Below are 14624 nucleotides of genomic sequence, written 5' to 3'. Positions count from 1 at the left end.
GCGAAAGCGGGGACCCATGGTGACGGTTAGCGGTGGACGATGCGGTTGCGGCCATCGCGCTTGGCGCGGTATAAGGCATCGTCCGATCGTTTCAGCACATCTTCATAGGACAGGTCGCCGCCTGTCATCTCGCTCAGGCCGCCGCTGATGGTGGCGCCGGTCTGCTCCTCGATGCGCAGGCGCAGCCGTTCCGCGATCGGCAGCGCCTGGATGCTGCCGGTATGCGGCATCAGCACCACAAATTCATCCCCGCCCAGGCGCGAAGGAAAGTCGGTGGCGCGCAACTCGCGCCGGCACACCTCCGCCGTGGTGGTGATGGTCTTGTCGCCGGCCAGGTGGCCGCGGGTATCGTTAATGCTCTTGAAGTGGTCGATGTCGAAGATCAGCACCGAGGCTGGCGTTTTGTAGCGCGCGAATAACTCAAAATGTTCGGTCAGGGAGCTGATCAGCTTGCGGCGGTTGGGCAGGCCGCTTAGCGCGTCGGTTTCGCTCTGCATGCGCAGCAGCGCTTCCAGCTTTTTGCTGGCGGTGATATTGTTGGCCACCCACAGCACCGCGTCTTCGCCCATCACCTGGTATTGCAGCGGCTGGACGCGGCCTTCGAACCAGATGGTTTCGACCGGCCCGGCGCCGCCCACGCCTTTGATATCGTCGGCCGCCAGCGGATATTCGACCACGTGCAGGCCGCCTGCAGCCAGCGCGATGGCGATCTGCGCCAGGAACCAGGCAGTCTTTTCCTCGTTGAGCACATCGCACAGGTATTTGCCGACCAGGCTGCTGCCATCGTGGTAATAGCGCGTGTCGGTACCACCGAATAGCGCCGCATAGCGGCCAGCGCGGGTGATGATGAATGCCGGATCGGGCAGCGATGACAACAACGCTGCAATCTGCTCGTTTGAAAAGAGCGACAGGTCCGCCATGCGATATCGGGTGTCTAATTGATTAGTTCTCACTAATGTACCGTACTTTTGTCCAAGCTCACGTTAACGGCACAAAAAAAGAAAACTTAACGAACGATTATTATTGTTGTTATCCAAAAAAGGTTGAGGGCGAGCAGCCGAAGGTTTTCTTGAACATGGCCGAGAAGGCGGATTGGCTGGCGTAGCCCAGTTCTACCGCCACCTGGGACAGCGGCACGCCGCGCGCAATCAGCGGCGCCGCGTGCGCCAGCCGGACTTGCTGGCGCCATTGCACGAAACCCATGCCCAGTTCGCGCTCGAACAAGCGGGCCAGCGTGCGCTCGGAGGCGCCGACGCGGTTGGCCCAGCCAGCCAAAGTCAGTTCGGCGCCCGGTTCGGCGATCAGCGCGTCGCACAGGGCTTTCAGGCGCTTGTCCTCGGGCATCGGCACGCGCACCGGGCGCACCGCGCAGCGCGGGATTTCGTCGAGGATCATTTCCATCAGCAGGTGGTGGCGCTGCGATGGTTCCTGCTGGTCGTGCTGCTCCAGCGCCGTCAGCAGCTCGCGCAGCAGCGGCGACAGTGCCAGAATCTTGCATTCATTGCCGGGGAAGGGCGCACGGCCGGCGTACACCCGCATCGGCCGCAAATGGGTGTTTTCCAGCACCGTGACGCTGTGCACCACGCCCGGCGGTATCCAGATCGCCCGCTGTGACGGCACGATCCAGCTGCTGTTGTTGGCGTCCGCCCGCATCACCCCTTGCAGCGCGTAAGTGAACTGGCCCCAGCTGTGCAGGTGCGGTTCCAGCACGGCGGCCGCCTTCAGGTCGCGGCCGGACATGGTGATCGGCTTCTCGGCAGTGGGCGGTTCGTTGTGCAGGTCGAAACGCGTGTGCTGGACGATTTCTATGGGCATGGCGGAAATTCGATAAATGTTGTCACTCTATCTTAAATCAGACTGCTGCGAATTGCTTACACTTTGGCAATCAAACCAGGAGAAAGCAGCAATGAATAACAAGACTTTGCGGCGCCAGGACGCCCGCGTGATCACGCTGGTCGGGCTGGCCCACGGCACTTCCCACTTCTACCATGTGATACTGGCGGCGCTGATACCGTGGCTGAAACCCGAGTTCGGCCTCAGCTATTCGCAGCTGGGGCTGCTGATGACGGTGTTCTTTGTGGTGTCCGGCGTGGGGCAGGCGATGGCCGGCTTTGTGGTTGACCGTCTCGGTGCGCGTGCGGTGCTGTTCAGCGGTATCGCGCTGCTGGGGCTGTCGGCGGTGATGCTGTCGAGCGCACACAGCTATGCGCAGCTGATGCTGGGCGCTTTGCTGGCCGGCTGCGGCAACAGCGTTTTCCATCCGGCCGACTACACCTTGCTGAACCAGCGCGTGTCCACGGCGCGGCTGGCGCATGGCTTCTCGGTGCACGGCATCAGCGGCAATATCGGCTGGGCGATGTCGCCGCTGTTCCTGACCTTTGTGGCGGGGCGCACCGATTGGCGCACCGCGCTGCTGTGCGCCGCACTGCTGCCGCTGACGGTGCTGGCGCTGCTGGTCTGGAATCGCCACGCGCTGCGGCCAGGGCCGGCGGCCGCGCCGATGGCAGGCGCCCAGGTGGTGACGGCGGACGCCAGCGCCCTCGGCTTTCTCAAGCTGAAGGTGGTGTGGCTGTGCTTTGCCTTCTTCCTGATTTCGGCGGTGGCGCTGGCCGGTATCCAGACCTTTGCCGCCACCAGCCTGGTCAGCCTGTACGGCATGTCGTTGTCGACCGCCACCGCGTCCTATACCTGCTTTATGTTTGCTTCGGCGGCTGGCATGGCGTATGGCGGCTTCCTCGGCGCGGGCAGTCGCAACCATGACCGCATCATCATGCTGGCCTTCGGCTCGGCGGCGCTGTTGTCGCTGGTGCTGGCGGCGGCGGTGGTGCCGTCGTGGATGGCGGTGGTGCTGATGGGGCTGATCGGCCTGGTGACCGGCATTTCCGGTCCGTCGCGCGACCTGATGATACGCGCGGCGGCGCCGGCCAACGCCACCGGCCGCGTGTTCGGCGTGGTGTATTCGGGTCTGGACAGCGGCCTGGCGCTAGGGCCGCTGCTGTTCGGCGCGCTGATGGACGCCAACCATCCGGCTGGCGTGTTCGTGTTCATTGGCGTGTTCCAGGCGCTGGTGATCCTGACTGCGCTGGGCGTGGGCAGCAAAACGCGGGTGACGGTGGCGCCGAAAACCGCGTAATATTTAGTCATCTGATCATAGTCCTGGAGGATGACGATGGCCTTTGCCACCACTGATTTATGCGACGACAACGCCAATCTGCTGGAGGACGGACGGCTGGCGGTGCTGCCGCCGGTGTTCCGCCACTACGGCCAGCGGGTGCGCTTCTCCGGCCGGGTGGTGACGCTGAAGGTGCATGAAGACAATGCGCTGGTGCGGTCGACGCTGGAAACGCCGGGCGACGGCAATGTGCTGGTGGTGGATGGCGGCGGCAGCCTGCGGCGGGCGCTGGTCGGTGGCCAGCTCGGCTTGCTGGCGCAGGACAATGGCTGGGCCGGCATCATCGTCGATGGCTGCATCCGCGACAGCGATGAAATCAACGCTTGCGACATCGGCGTGCGCGCGCTGGCTGCGCATCCGCAAAAGAGCGGCAAGAAAGGCGTGGGCGAGCGTAATTTGCGGGTGCATATCGCCGGGGTGCCGGTCAACCCTGGCGACTGGATTTACGCCGATGCGGACGGCGTGCTGGTGGCGCAGCAGAAGCTGGCCTGATACGGAGTTTTTTGGTGGCGGGCGCGTTCTGAGGGATAATGTCGGATTGAATCAATCAGGATCACCAGCTTATGTTCTCTTACCGCCATGCCTTCCACGCGGGTAACCACGCCGACGTGCTGAAGCACTTCGTCACCATCCAGTTGCTGCAGTACCTCAATCAAAAGGATGTGGCCTACACCTACATCGATACGCACGCTGGCGCGGGTGTCTACGAGCTGGATAGCGGCTTCGCGGCCAAGAATGCCGAGTACGACACCGGCATCGGCCCGCTGTGGAACCTGACCGACATGCCGGAGCAGATCAGGGAATATGTCGACCTGATCCGTGGCATGAACCCGAGCGGCAAGATGCGCTACTACCCTGGTTCGCCGTACATCGCCGAGCAGGTGGCGCGCCCGCACGACCGCCTGCGCCTGTTCGAGATGCACCCGGCCGACGCCAAGCTGCTGGCGGATAACTTCCGCAGGCTGGACGAGCATGCGGCGGCGCAAGGCATCCGCCCGACCGTGCGCGGCCAGCGCGTGCTGGTCACCCGCAGCGACGGTTTCGCCTCGCTGAAAGCGCTGCTGCCGCCGCCATCGCGCCGCGCACTGGTGCTGATCGATCCACCGTACGAAGACAAGCTGGACTACAAAAAGACCAAGGATGCGCTGGCCGAGTCGCTGGGCCGCTTCCCGACCGGGACCTACGCGGTCTGGTATCCGCTGCTGCAGCGCATGGAATCGCGCCAGTTTGCCGACAAGCTGAAACAGCTGCCGGCCGCCAACTGGCTGAATGTGACGCTGACCATCAAACAGCCGATGCCGGACGGAATCGGCGGCCTGCACAGCAGCGGCATGTTCATCCTGAATCCGCCGTACACGCTGGAGCCGATGCTGAAACAGGTGATGCCGTGGCTGGTCAAGGCGCTGGGCCAGGATGCCGGCGCGCGCTTCACCCTGGAGACTGGCACGCAGACGATGGGCGCGCGCAACAGTGGTGAGCGGCGCCCTCCGGTTCGCAAGAAAAATGTTGTAAAGATCGCATAATTCAGTATAGGCTGGTAGCAACCTAGCAATGGGAGCTCCCCATGATGTCAGCCTCGCCGCCGGCGCCGTCAACACTAGCTGATAATTTCTTTCTCGCTCGCCAGCCCATCCTCAACCGGGGGCAGCGGCTGGTTGCCTACGAGCTGCTGTTCCGCGACGCCGCCTCCCGCAATGACGCCCACATCACCGACGATACCCGGGCCACCGCCACCGTGATCGCCCACGCTTCCGAGCTGGGGCTGGGGCAGGTGGTGGGCGACCAGATGGCGTTCGTCAATGTCGACGAGGTGGGCTTGATGAGCGACTTCATACGCTTTTTGCCCAGTGACAAGGTAATCCTTGAAATCCTCGAAACGGTCAAGGCCACGCCGGAAGTGCTGGCCCGCGTGTACGAGCTGCGCCAGGCGGGCTTCAAGTTTGCGCTGGACGACGTCATCGGCCAGTCGGAGGATGTGCAAAAGCTGACGCCGCTGTGCGACGTGATCAAGGTCGATATCAAGGACATGCAGCCCGGCACCTTGTCGGCGCTGGCGCGGGTGCTGAAGAACCCGAAGCAGAAGCTGCTGGCCGAGAAGGTCGAGACGGCGGAGGAATTCCAGGAATGCATGGATCTGGGCTTTGAATACTTTCAGGGATATTATTTTGCGCGGCCGGTAGTCCTTAGCGGCAAGAAAATCTCGCCTTCGCAGTTGGGTGTGCTGCACTTGCTGGAATTACTGGACCGTGGTGCCAGTAATCAGGAACTCGAACGCGGCGTCAAGCATGATGCGCTGATCGCGCTGAATCTGCTGCGACTGGTGAATACGCCGGCGGTAGGCGCACGCCAGCGCATCAACTCAGTCGGGCACGCGCTGATGGTGCTGGGGCGGCGGCAGTTGCAGCGCTGGTTGCAAATCCTGCTGTATGTCAAAAATGGCGGGACACAGGAGTTTACCTCGCCACTGCTGCAACTGGCGACCATGCGCGGCAAAACCATCGAGCTGATGGTGGCGCACCGGCGGCCAGGAGAGCGGGTGAGTGCTGATATCGGCTTCACGGTGGGGGTGATGTCACTGATGGACACCTTGTTCTCGATCCAGATGCGGGAAGTGCTGGATAGCGTCAACGTACTGGATGACGTGCGGGCGGCGCTGCTGCACCGCTCTGGCGACTATGGCAACATGCTCAGCCTGATCGAACACCTTGAGCGTGGCCGCGACGGCAGCGCGCTGGCCGCCATGCTGCAACAACTGGAAATGCGCCCGGCCGAGCTCTACAACATCCAGCTAGCCGCCATCGAATGGGTCACCGAATATACCCGCGGCATCTGATCATCCCCGGTTTCATTGGGCGAGCAGGAGGAAGACGGTGGGCTTTTTGTGGAAGTCAGGGGGCGGGGCGGTTTTCCATTGTGCGGCGGTCATGGTGCGGATGGTTTCGCTTGGCAGGCTGAGGTCGGTGGCGACGCAGAGCAGCGTGTTCGGCGCGCAGGCGGCGGCCATGGCTTCCAGCATGGCGGCGTTGCGGTAGGGCGTTTCGATGAAGAGCTGGGTTTGCTTTTCCTTGCGCGAACGTTGTTCCAGGTCTTTGAGGCGGGCAGTGCGCTGCGCGGCATCGGTTGGCAGGTAGCCGTTGAAGGCGAAGCTTTGTCCGTTCAGGCCGCTCGCCATGACGGCCAGCAGCAACGAGGAGGGGCCGACCAGCGGGCGCACCGGGATGTTGTGCTGGTGCGCCAGGCGGACCAGGTCGGCGCCGGGATCGGCTACCGCCGGGACGCCGGCTTCCGAGACCAGGCCGCCGTCCTGGCCGGCCAGCAACGGCGCCAGCAGGTCTTTCAGCGCAGCGGCCGGGGTGTTGACGTTGAGTTCGGCGATTTTGATTTCCTGCATCGGCTTGCACAGGGGGTGCTGGGTGCCGACCAGTTTCAGGAAGGCGCGCGCCGTCTTGGCGTTTTCAGCGACGAAGTAGTCCAGCTGTGCGGTGATGCGCTGTACCTGCTCGGGCAGCACATAGTCGAGCGCTTCGGTTTCGCCCAGGGTGTTCGGGATTAAATAGAGAGTGCCGGTCATATCAGTGTTGGAAGAAAGTGAGGCCAAGGTTGCGCAGCATGCCCGTCAGCGCGATTAAAGGCAAGCCGGTGAGGGCGCTCGGGTCGCTGCTGTCGATGCGCTCCAGGATGGCGATGCCCAGCGCCTCGTTTTTGGCGCTGCCGGCGCAGTCATACGGCTGCTCGATGCGCAGGTAGGCGTCCAGCTCGGCGTCCGGCAGGTCGCGGAACTTGACTACGGTCTGGATGTCTTCCAGCTGGTGCGTGCCATCGCGGCCATCCCAGACGCATAGCGCGGTGTGGAAGATGACTTCGCGGCCGCGCATTTTCTGCAATTGTGCCAGCGCGTTGGCGTGGTTGCCAGGCTTGCCGATTTGTTCATCGTCCAGCGTGGCAACCTGATCGGAGCCGATGACGATGGCGCCCGGCATCTTGGCCGCCACGGCGGCGGCTTTGTCGCGCGCCAGGCGCAGCGCGGTGGCGCTCGGGGTTTCGCCTGCCAGCGGCGTCTCATCGATGGCCGGCACGGCCACTTCGAACGGCAGTCGCAGGCGGCTGAGTAATTCCTTGCGGTAGGCAGAGCTGGAAGCCAGTACGAGTAAACTTGATGTCATGAGGGGAATGTTATATGCTTTGTCGCCGGCGATTTTTGCGACAGATTGCCAGATAAATCGCTAAGGCTTTGACTTAAATACGAAAACCCTGCTATTATCGCAGGTTTTCCGGGGAAACTCTGCAATGAATGCTTTTGTGATCGACACCTTTGAATTCTGTCGGACCAACAGCAGCCGGGAAGGCGTGACGCCTGTTGCTGAAATGACCCGCCTGGCCAAGGAGTGTGCGAATGCCTCCGGCGAGATTGCCTGGAAAGCAGTAGGAAGCACCCACAAACTGGGCTTCCCGCAGATGACGCTGTCGGTCAACGGCACCGTGCAACTGGTCTGCCAGCGTTGCCTGCAGCCTTATGCTCACCACCTCGATTCGTCGACCGTGCTGATGCTGGGTAAGGATGATGAACAGGCGGACGAAATTGAAGAAACGATAGACGACGAATCGATCGACGTGATCGTTGGAAGTCGCAGCATGGAGCTGATGTACCTGGTGGAAGACGAAGCGTTGCTGGCCTTGCCGCAGTCGCCACGTCACGATGTCTGCCCGGATTCCAGCCTGCTGGACAAGGCGAAAAGCGAGAAAATCTCGCCCTTCGACGCTCTGAAGAGCCTCACCCCGAATAAGTAGTTTGTAATGGACGTGTCAATACGCGTGTGATATCGAGTCTTGGCAAGTTAGCAGTAGCAAAGTAGTAGGGCTCGATTCGCATGTTGTATGCCGGTCGATTGTGTTAGAATTTTAGAACTTATGTATTAGGAGTCATTAACATGGCAGTTCAACAGAACAAAAAATCCCCATCGAAGCGCGGTATGCACCGTTCGCACGATTTCCTGGTTGCTCCACAACTGGGCATCGAGCCAACCACCGGTGAAACCCACCTGCGTCACCACATCAGCCCTAACGGCTTCTACCGTGGTCGTAAAGTCCTGAAAACCAAAAACGACGAGTAATCGAACGTTTTTGCTGGACCCAGAAACAGGCGGTGCTGACTTGTGTAGCATCGCTTTTTCTTTTTTAATCGGCTGCAATTTGGTTTTGCACACCGTCATGTTCCAACGCGGATTCCGGATGTCGCGGTTCTGCCGCTTGCCATAACAATGACAATCAAAATTTCTATCGACTGCATGGGTGGCGATCACGGCCCCTCGGTCACTATTCCCGCAGCTGTTTCCTTCGTCAAACGCGAGCCTGAGGCCGAGCTGATCCTGGTTGGCCTCGAAGACGTCATCCGCGCCGAACTGAAGAAGCACCACGCCGACGCGCACCCGCGCCTGAGCGTCGTGCACGCCTCCGAACAAGTCACCATGGACGATCCGCTGGAAGTGGCGCTGCGCCGCAAGAAGGATTCGTCGATGCGCGTCGCCATCGAGCAAGTCAAGGACGGCAAGGCCCAGGCCTCCGTCTCGGCCGGCAATACCGGCGCGCTGATGGCCGTCGCCCGCTATGTGCTGAAGACCATGAGCGGCGTCGACCGTCCGGCCATCTGCAGCATCATGCCGAATCAAAAAGGCGGCCCGACCTATATGCTGGACCTGGGCGCCAATGTCGACTGCGAACCGCACCACCTGCACCAGTTTGCGATCATGGGCTCGGTGCTGGTATCGGCCATGGAAAACACCCCGCGCCCGACCATCGGCCTGCTGAACGTCGGCACCGAGGACATCAAGGGCAATGACGTGGTCAAAGCCACCAGCAAGCTGCTGCAAGCCGATCACGAGCGCGGCGCGCTCAACTTCTACGGCAACGTGGAAGGCAATGACATCTTCAAAGGCACGACCGACCTGGTGGTGTGCGACGGCTTTACCGGCAACGTCACGCTGAAGGCGGTTGAGGGTGTGGCGCGCTTCTTCGCCGACACGGTCAAATCCGAATTCACCCGCAACCCGCTGACCATGCTGAGTGCGCTGATCGGCCGCAGCGCCTTGAATAACATCAAGAAGCGCCTGTCGCCATCGCGTTACAACGGGGCCAGCCTGCTGGGCCTGCGCGGCCTGGTGTTCAAAAGCCATGGCGGCGCCGACGCATATTCCTTTGAGTGGGCGATCAAGCGAGCGTATGATGCTGCAAAAAATGACGTGTTGCCGCATATCTCGACCTTGATTACCGAGTTGATGCCGCGTAACACCGAAACACAGGAAGTACCAAGCTCAACTATTTAGTGGACGGTAAAACGGCATGACCCTGTATAGCAAAATTATTGGCACCGGCAGCTATCTGCCGGAACAGCGTGTGACCAATCAGGAATTGACTGATCAACTCGCCGCCAAAGGCATCGAGACTTCGGACGAGTGGATCACCACCCGCAGCGGCATCGCGGCGCGCCACTTTGCCGCGCCTGAGCAGAAATCGTCCGACCTGGCGGTACACGCCGCTAAAAACGCGCTGGATATGGCTGGCTTGCAGCCCAACGACATCGACCTGATCATCGTTGCCAGCTCGACCCCGGATTTCTTCGGCAGCTTCCCGAGCACCGCCTGCATCGTGCAGCAAAAGCTGGGCATCACCAACCATGGCGCGGCCGTGGATGTGCAGGCTGTGTGCAGCGGCTTCGTCTACGCGCTGTCGACCGCCGACGCCTTCATCCGCGCCGGCGTGCACAAGAATGTGCTGGTGATCGGCGCCGAAGTATTCTCCCGCATCCTCGATTTCAGTGACCGTACCACCTGCGTGCTGTTCGGCGACGGCGCTGGCGCCGTGGTGCTGAGCGCCTCGGAAGAGCCAGGCATCCTGGCCACCGCGATGCATGCTGACGGCAGCCATTCCAGCATCCTGTGCATGCCGCATACCTTCGGCGGCGCGACCGCTGGCGAAGCCTATCTGTACATGGACGGCCCGGCAGTGTTCAAGCTGGCGGTGTCGGTATTGGCGAAGGTGGCGGACGAGGCACTGGCCAAGGCGAATATGCAGGCCGGGCAAATCGACTGGCTGATCCCGCACCAGGCCAATCTGCGCATCATGAGCAGTACCGCTAAAAAGCTGGGCCTGCCGATGGAAAAAATGGTGGTCACCGTTGACCAGCACGGCAATACCTCGGCCGCATCGATTCCGCTGGCGCTGGACGCCGCCGTGCGCGATGGCCGTGTCAAGCGTGGCCAGAACATCATGCTGGAAGGTGTCGGCGGCGGCTTTACCTGGGGCGCGGTGCTCGCACGTTTTTAACTGAATTAGAATTAGAGTTCTAACGGGCTCAACGGTAGCGGCGCTGTCATGTTTGCATGCTAGCGTTGCTCCCAATAATAAAAGAGATGGATGGAAGTCATGACTAAATTTGCTTTTGTATTCCCAGGCCAAGGCTCGCAGGCCATCGGCATGCTGAATGGCTTTGCCGGCAATCCTGTGGTGGCGCAGACCGTTGCTGAAGCGTCGGAAGCGCTGGGCTTCGACCTCGGCAAACTGATCGCCGAAGGCCCGAAAGAAGAACTGGACCTGACCACCAATACCCAGCCGGTGATGCTGACCGCCGCTGTTGCCGCCTATCGCGCATGGATCGCCGCTGGTGGTCCTGCGCCGTCGGTGGTAGCCGGCCACAGCCTGGGCGAGTACTCGGCGCTGGTTGCCGCTGGCGTGATCTCGTTCAAGGACGCCGTGCCACTGGTGCGCTTCCGCGCGCAAGCCATGCAGGAAGCCGTGCCAGTTGGTCAGGGCACCATGGCCGTGGTGCTGGGCCTGTCGGATGATGACGTGCGCGCAGCCTGCAGCGAAGCTGCCGCTGGCGGTGGCGTGGTCGAGGCAGTCAACTTCAATGCACCTGCACAGGTGGTCATCGCCGGCGACACCGCTGCGGTTGAGCGCGCCTGCGACATCGCCAAAGGCAAGGGCGCCAAACGCGCCATGAAGCTGCCGGTGTCGGCGCCGTTCCATTCGTCGCTGCTGAAGCCGGCGTCGGACCGCCTGCGCGACTACCTGGCCAAGATCACCTTCTCGGCACCGCAAATCCCGCTGATCAACAACGTCGACGTGGCCGTGCTGAATGACCCGGACGCGATCAAGGATGCGCTGGTGCGCCAGGCCGCCGCGCCGGTGCGCTGGGTGGAAACCGTGCAGAAGATCGCCGCCGACGGCATTGTTGACGTGGTCGAGTGCGGTCCGGGCAAAGTGCTGATGGGCTTGACCAAGCGCATCGACGGCAACCTGGCCGGTGAGGCAATCTTCGACCAGGCTTCGCTGGACGCCGTATTGAGCAAGCTCAAATAATCGTTTGCGCTTTCAGGCACACTCAGAATTTACTGTAGAAGGACTTACATGACTTTAGCAAATCAAGTCGCCCTGGTAACGGGCGCATCGCGCGGCATCGGCAAGGCGATTGCCCAGGAACTGGCGCGCCAGGGCGCGAAAGTGATCGGCACCGCCACCACCGAAGCCGGCGCCGAAGCGATTTCCGCTTACCTGGCCGAGATCGGCGCTGAGGCAGGCAAGGGCATGGTGCTGAACGTCACCAACGCCGAAGCCTGCGCCGCCATCATCGACGACATCAGCAAGACTTACGGCGCGGTGGGCATCCTGGTCAACAACGCCGGCATCACCCAGGACAACCTGGCGATGCGCATGAAGGATGAAGAGTGGGATAGCGTCATCGCTACCAATCTGAACTCGGTCGGCCGCCTGTCGCGCGCTGTGCTGCGCGGCATGATGAAGGCCAAGGCTGGCCGCATCATCAGCATCACTTCGGTGGTGGCGTCGTCCGGCAATCCGGGCCAGATGAACTACGCGGCGTCGAAGGCTGGCGTAGAAGGCATGACCCGTGCGCTGGCGCGGGAAATCGGCAGCCGCAACATCACCGTCAACAGCGTGGCGCCCGGCTTTATCGACACCGATATGACCAAGGCGCTGGGCGAAGAGCAGCACGCCGCCCTGTTGACCCAGATTCCATTGGCGCGTCTCGGCAAGCCAGAGGATATCGCCGCAGCGGTCGCCTTCCTGGCGTCGCCGCAAGCCGCTTATATTACCGGTACTACCCTGCACGTGAATGGTGGTATGTATATGAACTGATGAGAATGGGCATAAAATAAAGCCCATTCAAATCTTTTAGTAGTAATTTCGGTATATTTAGCAGCACTCACCGAAATTAGTTTTTCAGTGCGCAAACCTGATAAAATGCGCGCTTTCCGTAACAAACAAATGGAGCCATAACATGTCGGATATCGAACAACGCGTTAAGAAAATCGTCGCTGAACAACTGGGCGTCGCCGAAGCAGACATCAAAACCGAATCGTCGTTCGTCGACGACCTGGGCGCTGACTCGCTGGACACCGTTGAACTGGTGATGGCCCTGGAAGACGAATTCGAAATGGAAATCCCTGACGAACAAGCAGAAAAAATCACCACCGTGCAGCAAGCGATCGACTACGCTACCGCGCACGTCAAGGCGTAATTTCTGCCCGATCGACTTTAGGAGAATCGCTTGAGAGGTTCTAAAAACCGTCGTGTTGTCATTACCGGCCTGGGCGCCGTGACTCCGATCGGCAATAATATTGCTGATTCGTGGGCCGCAGCGGTCGAGGGCAAATCCGGTATTGCCACCATCACCAAGTTTGACGCATCTGCTTTCAGCACCCGTTTTGCCGGTGAAGTCAAAGGCTTCAACATCGAGGACTATATCTCCGCGAAAGAAGCCCGCCACATGGATACCTTCATCCATTACGGCATGGCGGCTGGCATCCAGGCTGTGCAGGACTCCGGCGTGGTTGTCACCGAAGAAAACGCCGACCGCATCGGCGTGATCGTCGGTTCCGGCATCGGCGGCCTGCCGATGATCGAAGAACAGAAGGAAGACTACGACAAGCGCGGTCCGCGCCGTATCTCGCCGTTCTTCGTGCCGGCCTCGATCATCAATATGATCTCGGGCAACCTGTCGATCAAGTACGGCATGCGTGGTCCTAATCTGTCGATCGTGACGGCTTGCACCACCGGCCTGCATTGCATCGGCGCTGCCGCTCGATTGATCGAGTACGGCGATGCCGACGTGATGGTCGCTGGCGGCGCCGAATCGACCGTGTCGCCACTGGGCCTGGGCGGTTTCGCCTCGGCCAAGGCGCTGTCGTCCCGCAACGATGATCCAGCGACCGCATCCCGTCCATGGGATACGGACCGTGATGGTTTCGTGCTGGGCGAAGGTGCTGGCGTGATGGTGCTCGAAGAGTACGAACACGCCAAGGCGCGCGGCGCCAAGATTTACGCCGAAGTGCTCGGTTTTGGCATGAGCGCCGATGCGTATCACATGACCTCGCCTCTGGAAGATGGCAGTGGTGGCAGCAAGTCGGCGCAAGCCGCGCTGGCCAACGCCGGCATCAATCCTGACCAGGTGCATTATGTGAATGCGCATGGTACCTCGACGCCGCAAGGCGACGTGGCGGAAGTGCAGGGCATCAAGCGCACTTTCGGCGACCACGCCAAAAAGCTGGTGGTCAACTCGACCAAGTCGATGACCGGCCACCTGCTGGGCGGCGCTGGCGGTCTGGAGTCGGTGTTTACGGTACTGGCGGTGCACCATCAGGTGTCGCCTCCGACCATCAACATCTTCAACCAGGATGCTGCTTGCGACCTGGACTTTGTTGCCAATACGGCCCGTGACATGAAGATCGATTACGCAGTGAAAAACTCGTTCGGCTTCGGCGGCACCAACGGCAGTTTAGTCTTCGGTAAGATCTAAAAAAGTTTGAACCTATTCTCGCTTCGCCCTGTCCAAACAGGGTAAGCGAGAATTCGGCGCCGGCATTCGCTGGCGCCTGAATTGCCCGGCCTCGCGGCCGGCGCTTCCACGCAGTCTCTCCCGTTTTTTTAATGCATGTGTTTGTGGTGCTGCCGTCATGTCGATCGCGGTGTCCATCGTCGTTCGTCCTTCGCGCGGCTTGCGCATTGCGCATGCCGGCTTGTGCTGTTGCGTGATGGCCTCTGCGGCTGTCTGCCCCGGCATGCTGGCGTCCGCGCTGTGCCTGCTGAGTGGTGCGCTGGCTGGCTGGTTTGGGCGGCCGTCCGCTATCGCACGCCGGGTTGATATATCCGGTGTCGGCCAGTTGCGGCTGGCGGTATACCAGAACCACGGCGACACCGTGCATTTGCTGGGCGGCTCGACCTTGTGGCCGCACCTGCTATTGCTGCGCCTGCGCGACGCGGCCGGCAGGACACAAGTGCTGCTGGTGTTGCCGGACTGCGTGGCGCCTGCCGAATGGCGGGCGCTGGCCCTGGCGTGCCGCGCGGCGGCGCGCAGTGAAATAAACACGCTGGCAGATTGAACTTCTTGCAGCGGGCTAACTCTATAGCTTATGGCTAGACGAATTGGCAGCGCTGCAGG

General features: G+C 61.2%; 17 protein-coding genes. 13 read left to right on the top strand and 4 right to left on the bottom strand.

The features are described 5' to 3' along the window. Positions 1 to 26: 26 nt before the first annotated feature. Together KW842_RS05690 and KW842_RS05685 are read right to left on the bottom strand one after the other, a co-directional pair. Positions 27 to 920 carry a GGDEF domain-containing protein gene (locus KW842_RS05690; RefSeq protein ID WP_218303147.1) on the bottom strand — a complete coding sequence of 298 codons (894 nt, stop codon included), beginning with the start codon at positions 918 to 920 and terminating at the stop codon, positions 27 to 29. Between the two features lie 109 nt (positions 921 to 1029). Further along, entirely contained in the window at positions 1030 to 1815 is a 786-nt protein-coding gene (locus KW842_RS05685; RefSeq protein ID WP_218303146.1) for a helix-turn-helix domain-containing protein, read from the bottom strand. Between the two features lie 91 nt (positions 1816 to 1906). Here KW842_RS05685 and KW842_RS05680 point away from each other — a divergent pair, with 91 nt between their 5' ends. The 4 genes from KW842_RS05680 to KW842_RS05665 all read left to right on the top strand — a co-directional run bounded on the left by KW842_RS05680 (position 1907) and on the right by KW842_RS05665 (position 6005). Further along, positions 1907 to 3133 carry an MFS transporter gene (locus KW842_RS05680; RefSeq protein ID WP_218303145.1) on the top strand — a complete coding sequence of 409 codons (1227 nt, stop codon included), beginning with the start codon at positions 1907 to 1909 and terminating at the stop codon, positions 3131 to 3133. Between the two features lie 36 nt (positions 3134 to 3169). Beyond that, a complete protein-coding gene (gene rraA, locus KW842_RS05675) occupies positions 3170 to 3664 on the top strand; it encodes a ribonuclease E activity regulator RraA (protein WP_218303144.1) in 495 nt (164 codons plus the stop codon). A gap of 71 nt (positions 3665 to 3735) precedes the next feature. Continuing rightward, on the top strand, positions 3736 to 4695 hold the full coding sequence (locus KW842_RS05670) for a 23S rRNA (adenine(2030)-N(6))-methyltransferase RlmJ (protein ID WP_218303143.1): 960 nt from the start codon (positions 3736 to 3738) through the stop codon (positions 4693 to 4695). A gap of 41 nt (positions 4696 to 4736) precedes the next feature. Next, positions 4737 to 6005 (top strand): EAL and HDOD domain-containing protein, encoded by a 1269-nt coding sequence (locus KW842_RS05665; RefSeq protein WP_218303142.1) that lies wholly within the window; start codon positions 4737 to 4739, stop codon positions 6003 to 6005. Between the two features lie 12 nt (positions 6006 to 6017). Here KW842_RS05665 and KW842_RS05660 read toward each other — a convergent pair whose 3' ends face one another. Together KW842_RS05660 and KW842_RS05655 are read right to left on the bottom strand one after the other, a co-directional pair. Continuing rightward, the gene (locus tag KW842_RS05660) at positions 6018 to 6743 is read right to left on the bottom strand and encodes an SAM-dependent methyltransferase (RefSeq protein WP_218303141.1); all 726 of its coding nucleotides are present in this window, start codon (positions 6741 to 6743) and stop codon (positions 6018 to 6020) included. Between the two features lies 1 nt (position 6744). Next, a complete protein-coding gene (locus KW842_RS05655; RefSeq protein ID WP_218303140.1) occupies positions 6745 to 7335 on the bottom strand; it encodes a Maf-like protein in 591 nt (196 codons plus the stop codon). A gap of 124 nt (positions 7336 to 7459) precedes the next feature. On the opposite strand from KW842_RS05655, the gene KW842_RS05650 reads away from it, so the two are divergent. The 9 genes from KW842_RS05650 to KW842_RS05610 all read left to right on the top strand — a co-directional run bounded on the left by KW842_RS05650 (position 7460) and on the right by KW842_RS05610 (position 14565). Next, a complete protein-coding gene (locus tag KW842_RS05650) occupies positions 7460 to 7960 on the top strand; it encodes a DUF177 domain-containing protein (RefSeq protein ID WP_218303139.1) in 501 nt (166 codons plus the stop codon). 140 nt (positions 7961 to 8100) lie between these two features. Then, positions 8101 to 8283: a 50S ribosomal protein L32 gene (rpmF, locus tag KW842_RS05645; protein ID WP_008449924.1), complete on the top strand. Its 183-nt coding sequence runs from the start codon at positions 8101 to 8103 to the stop codon at positions 8281 to 8283. A gap of 147 nt (positions 8284 to 8430) precedes the next feature. Further along, positions 8431 to 9492, top strand: a complete 1062-nt coding sequence (gene plsX / locus KW842_RS05640; RefSeq protein ID WP_218303138.1) for a phosphate acyltransferase PlsX — start codon at positions 8431 to 8433, stop codon at positions 9490 to 9492. A gap of 16 nt (positions 9493 to 9508) precedes the next feature. Beyond that, positions 9509 to 10492, top strand: coding sequence for a beta-ketoacyl-ACP synthase III (locus tag KW842_RS05635; protein WP_304514733.1), 984 nt, complete (start codon positions 9509 to 9511; stop codon positions 10490 to 10492). Between the two features lie 99 nt (positions 10493 to 10591). Then, a complete protein-coding gene (gene fabD / locus KW842_RS05630) occupies positions 10592 to 11527 on the top strand; it encodes an ACP S-malonyltransferase (RefSeq protein WP_218303137.1) in 936 nt (311 codons plus the stop codon). A 48-nt stretch (positions 11528 to 11575) separates the two neighbouring features. Next, positions 11576 to 12322, top strand: coding sequence for a 3-oxoacyl-ACP reductase FabG (gene fabG / locus KW842_RS05625; RefSeq protein WP_218303136.1), 747 nt, complete (start codon positions 11576 to 11578; stop codon positions 12320 to 12322). A gap of 142 nt (positions 12323 to 12464) precedes the next feature. Further along, positions 12465 to 12704, top strand: coding sequence for an acyl carrier protein (gene acpP, locus KW842_RS05620; RefSeq protein ID WP_055936274.1), 240 nt, complete (start codon positions 12465 to 12467; stop codon positions 12702 to 12704). Positions 12705 to 12734: 30 nt separating this feature from the next. After that, positions 12735 to 13982 (top strand): beta-ketoacyl-ACP synthase II, encoded by a 1248-nt coding sequence (gene fabF / locus KW842_RS05615; RefSeq protein WP_218303135.1) that lies wholly within the window; start codon positions 12735 to 12737, stop codon positions 13980 to 13982. Positions 13983 to 14139: 157 nt separating this feature from the next. Beyond that, entirely contained in the window at positions 14140 to 14565 is a 426-nt protein-coding gene (locus KW842_RS05610) for a protein YgfX (protein ID WP_218303134.1), read from the top strand. The last annotated feature ends 59 nt before the right edge of the window (positions 14566 to 14624 follow it).

The sequence above is a fragment of the Duganella sp. sic0402 genome, from assembly GCF_019219065.1.
Taxonomy (GTDB): Bacteria; Pseudomonadota; Gammaproteobacteria; order Burkholderiales; family Burkholderiaceae_D; genus Rugamonas.
This window is presented reverse-complemented; position numbering and strand designations above follow the sequence as displayed.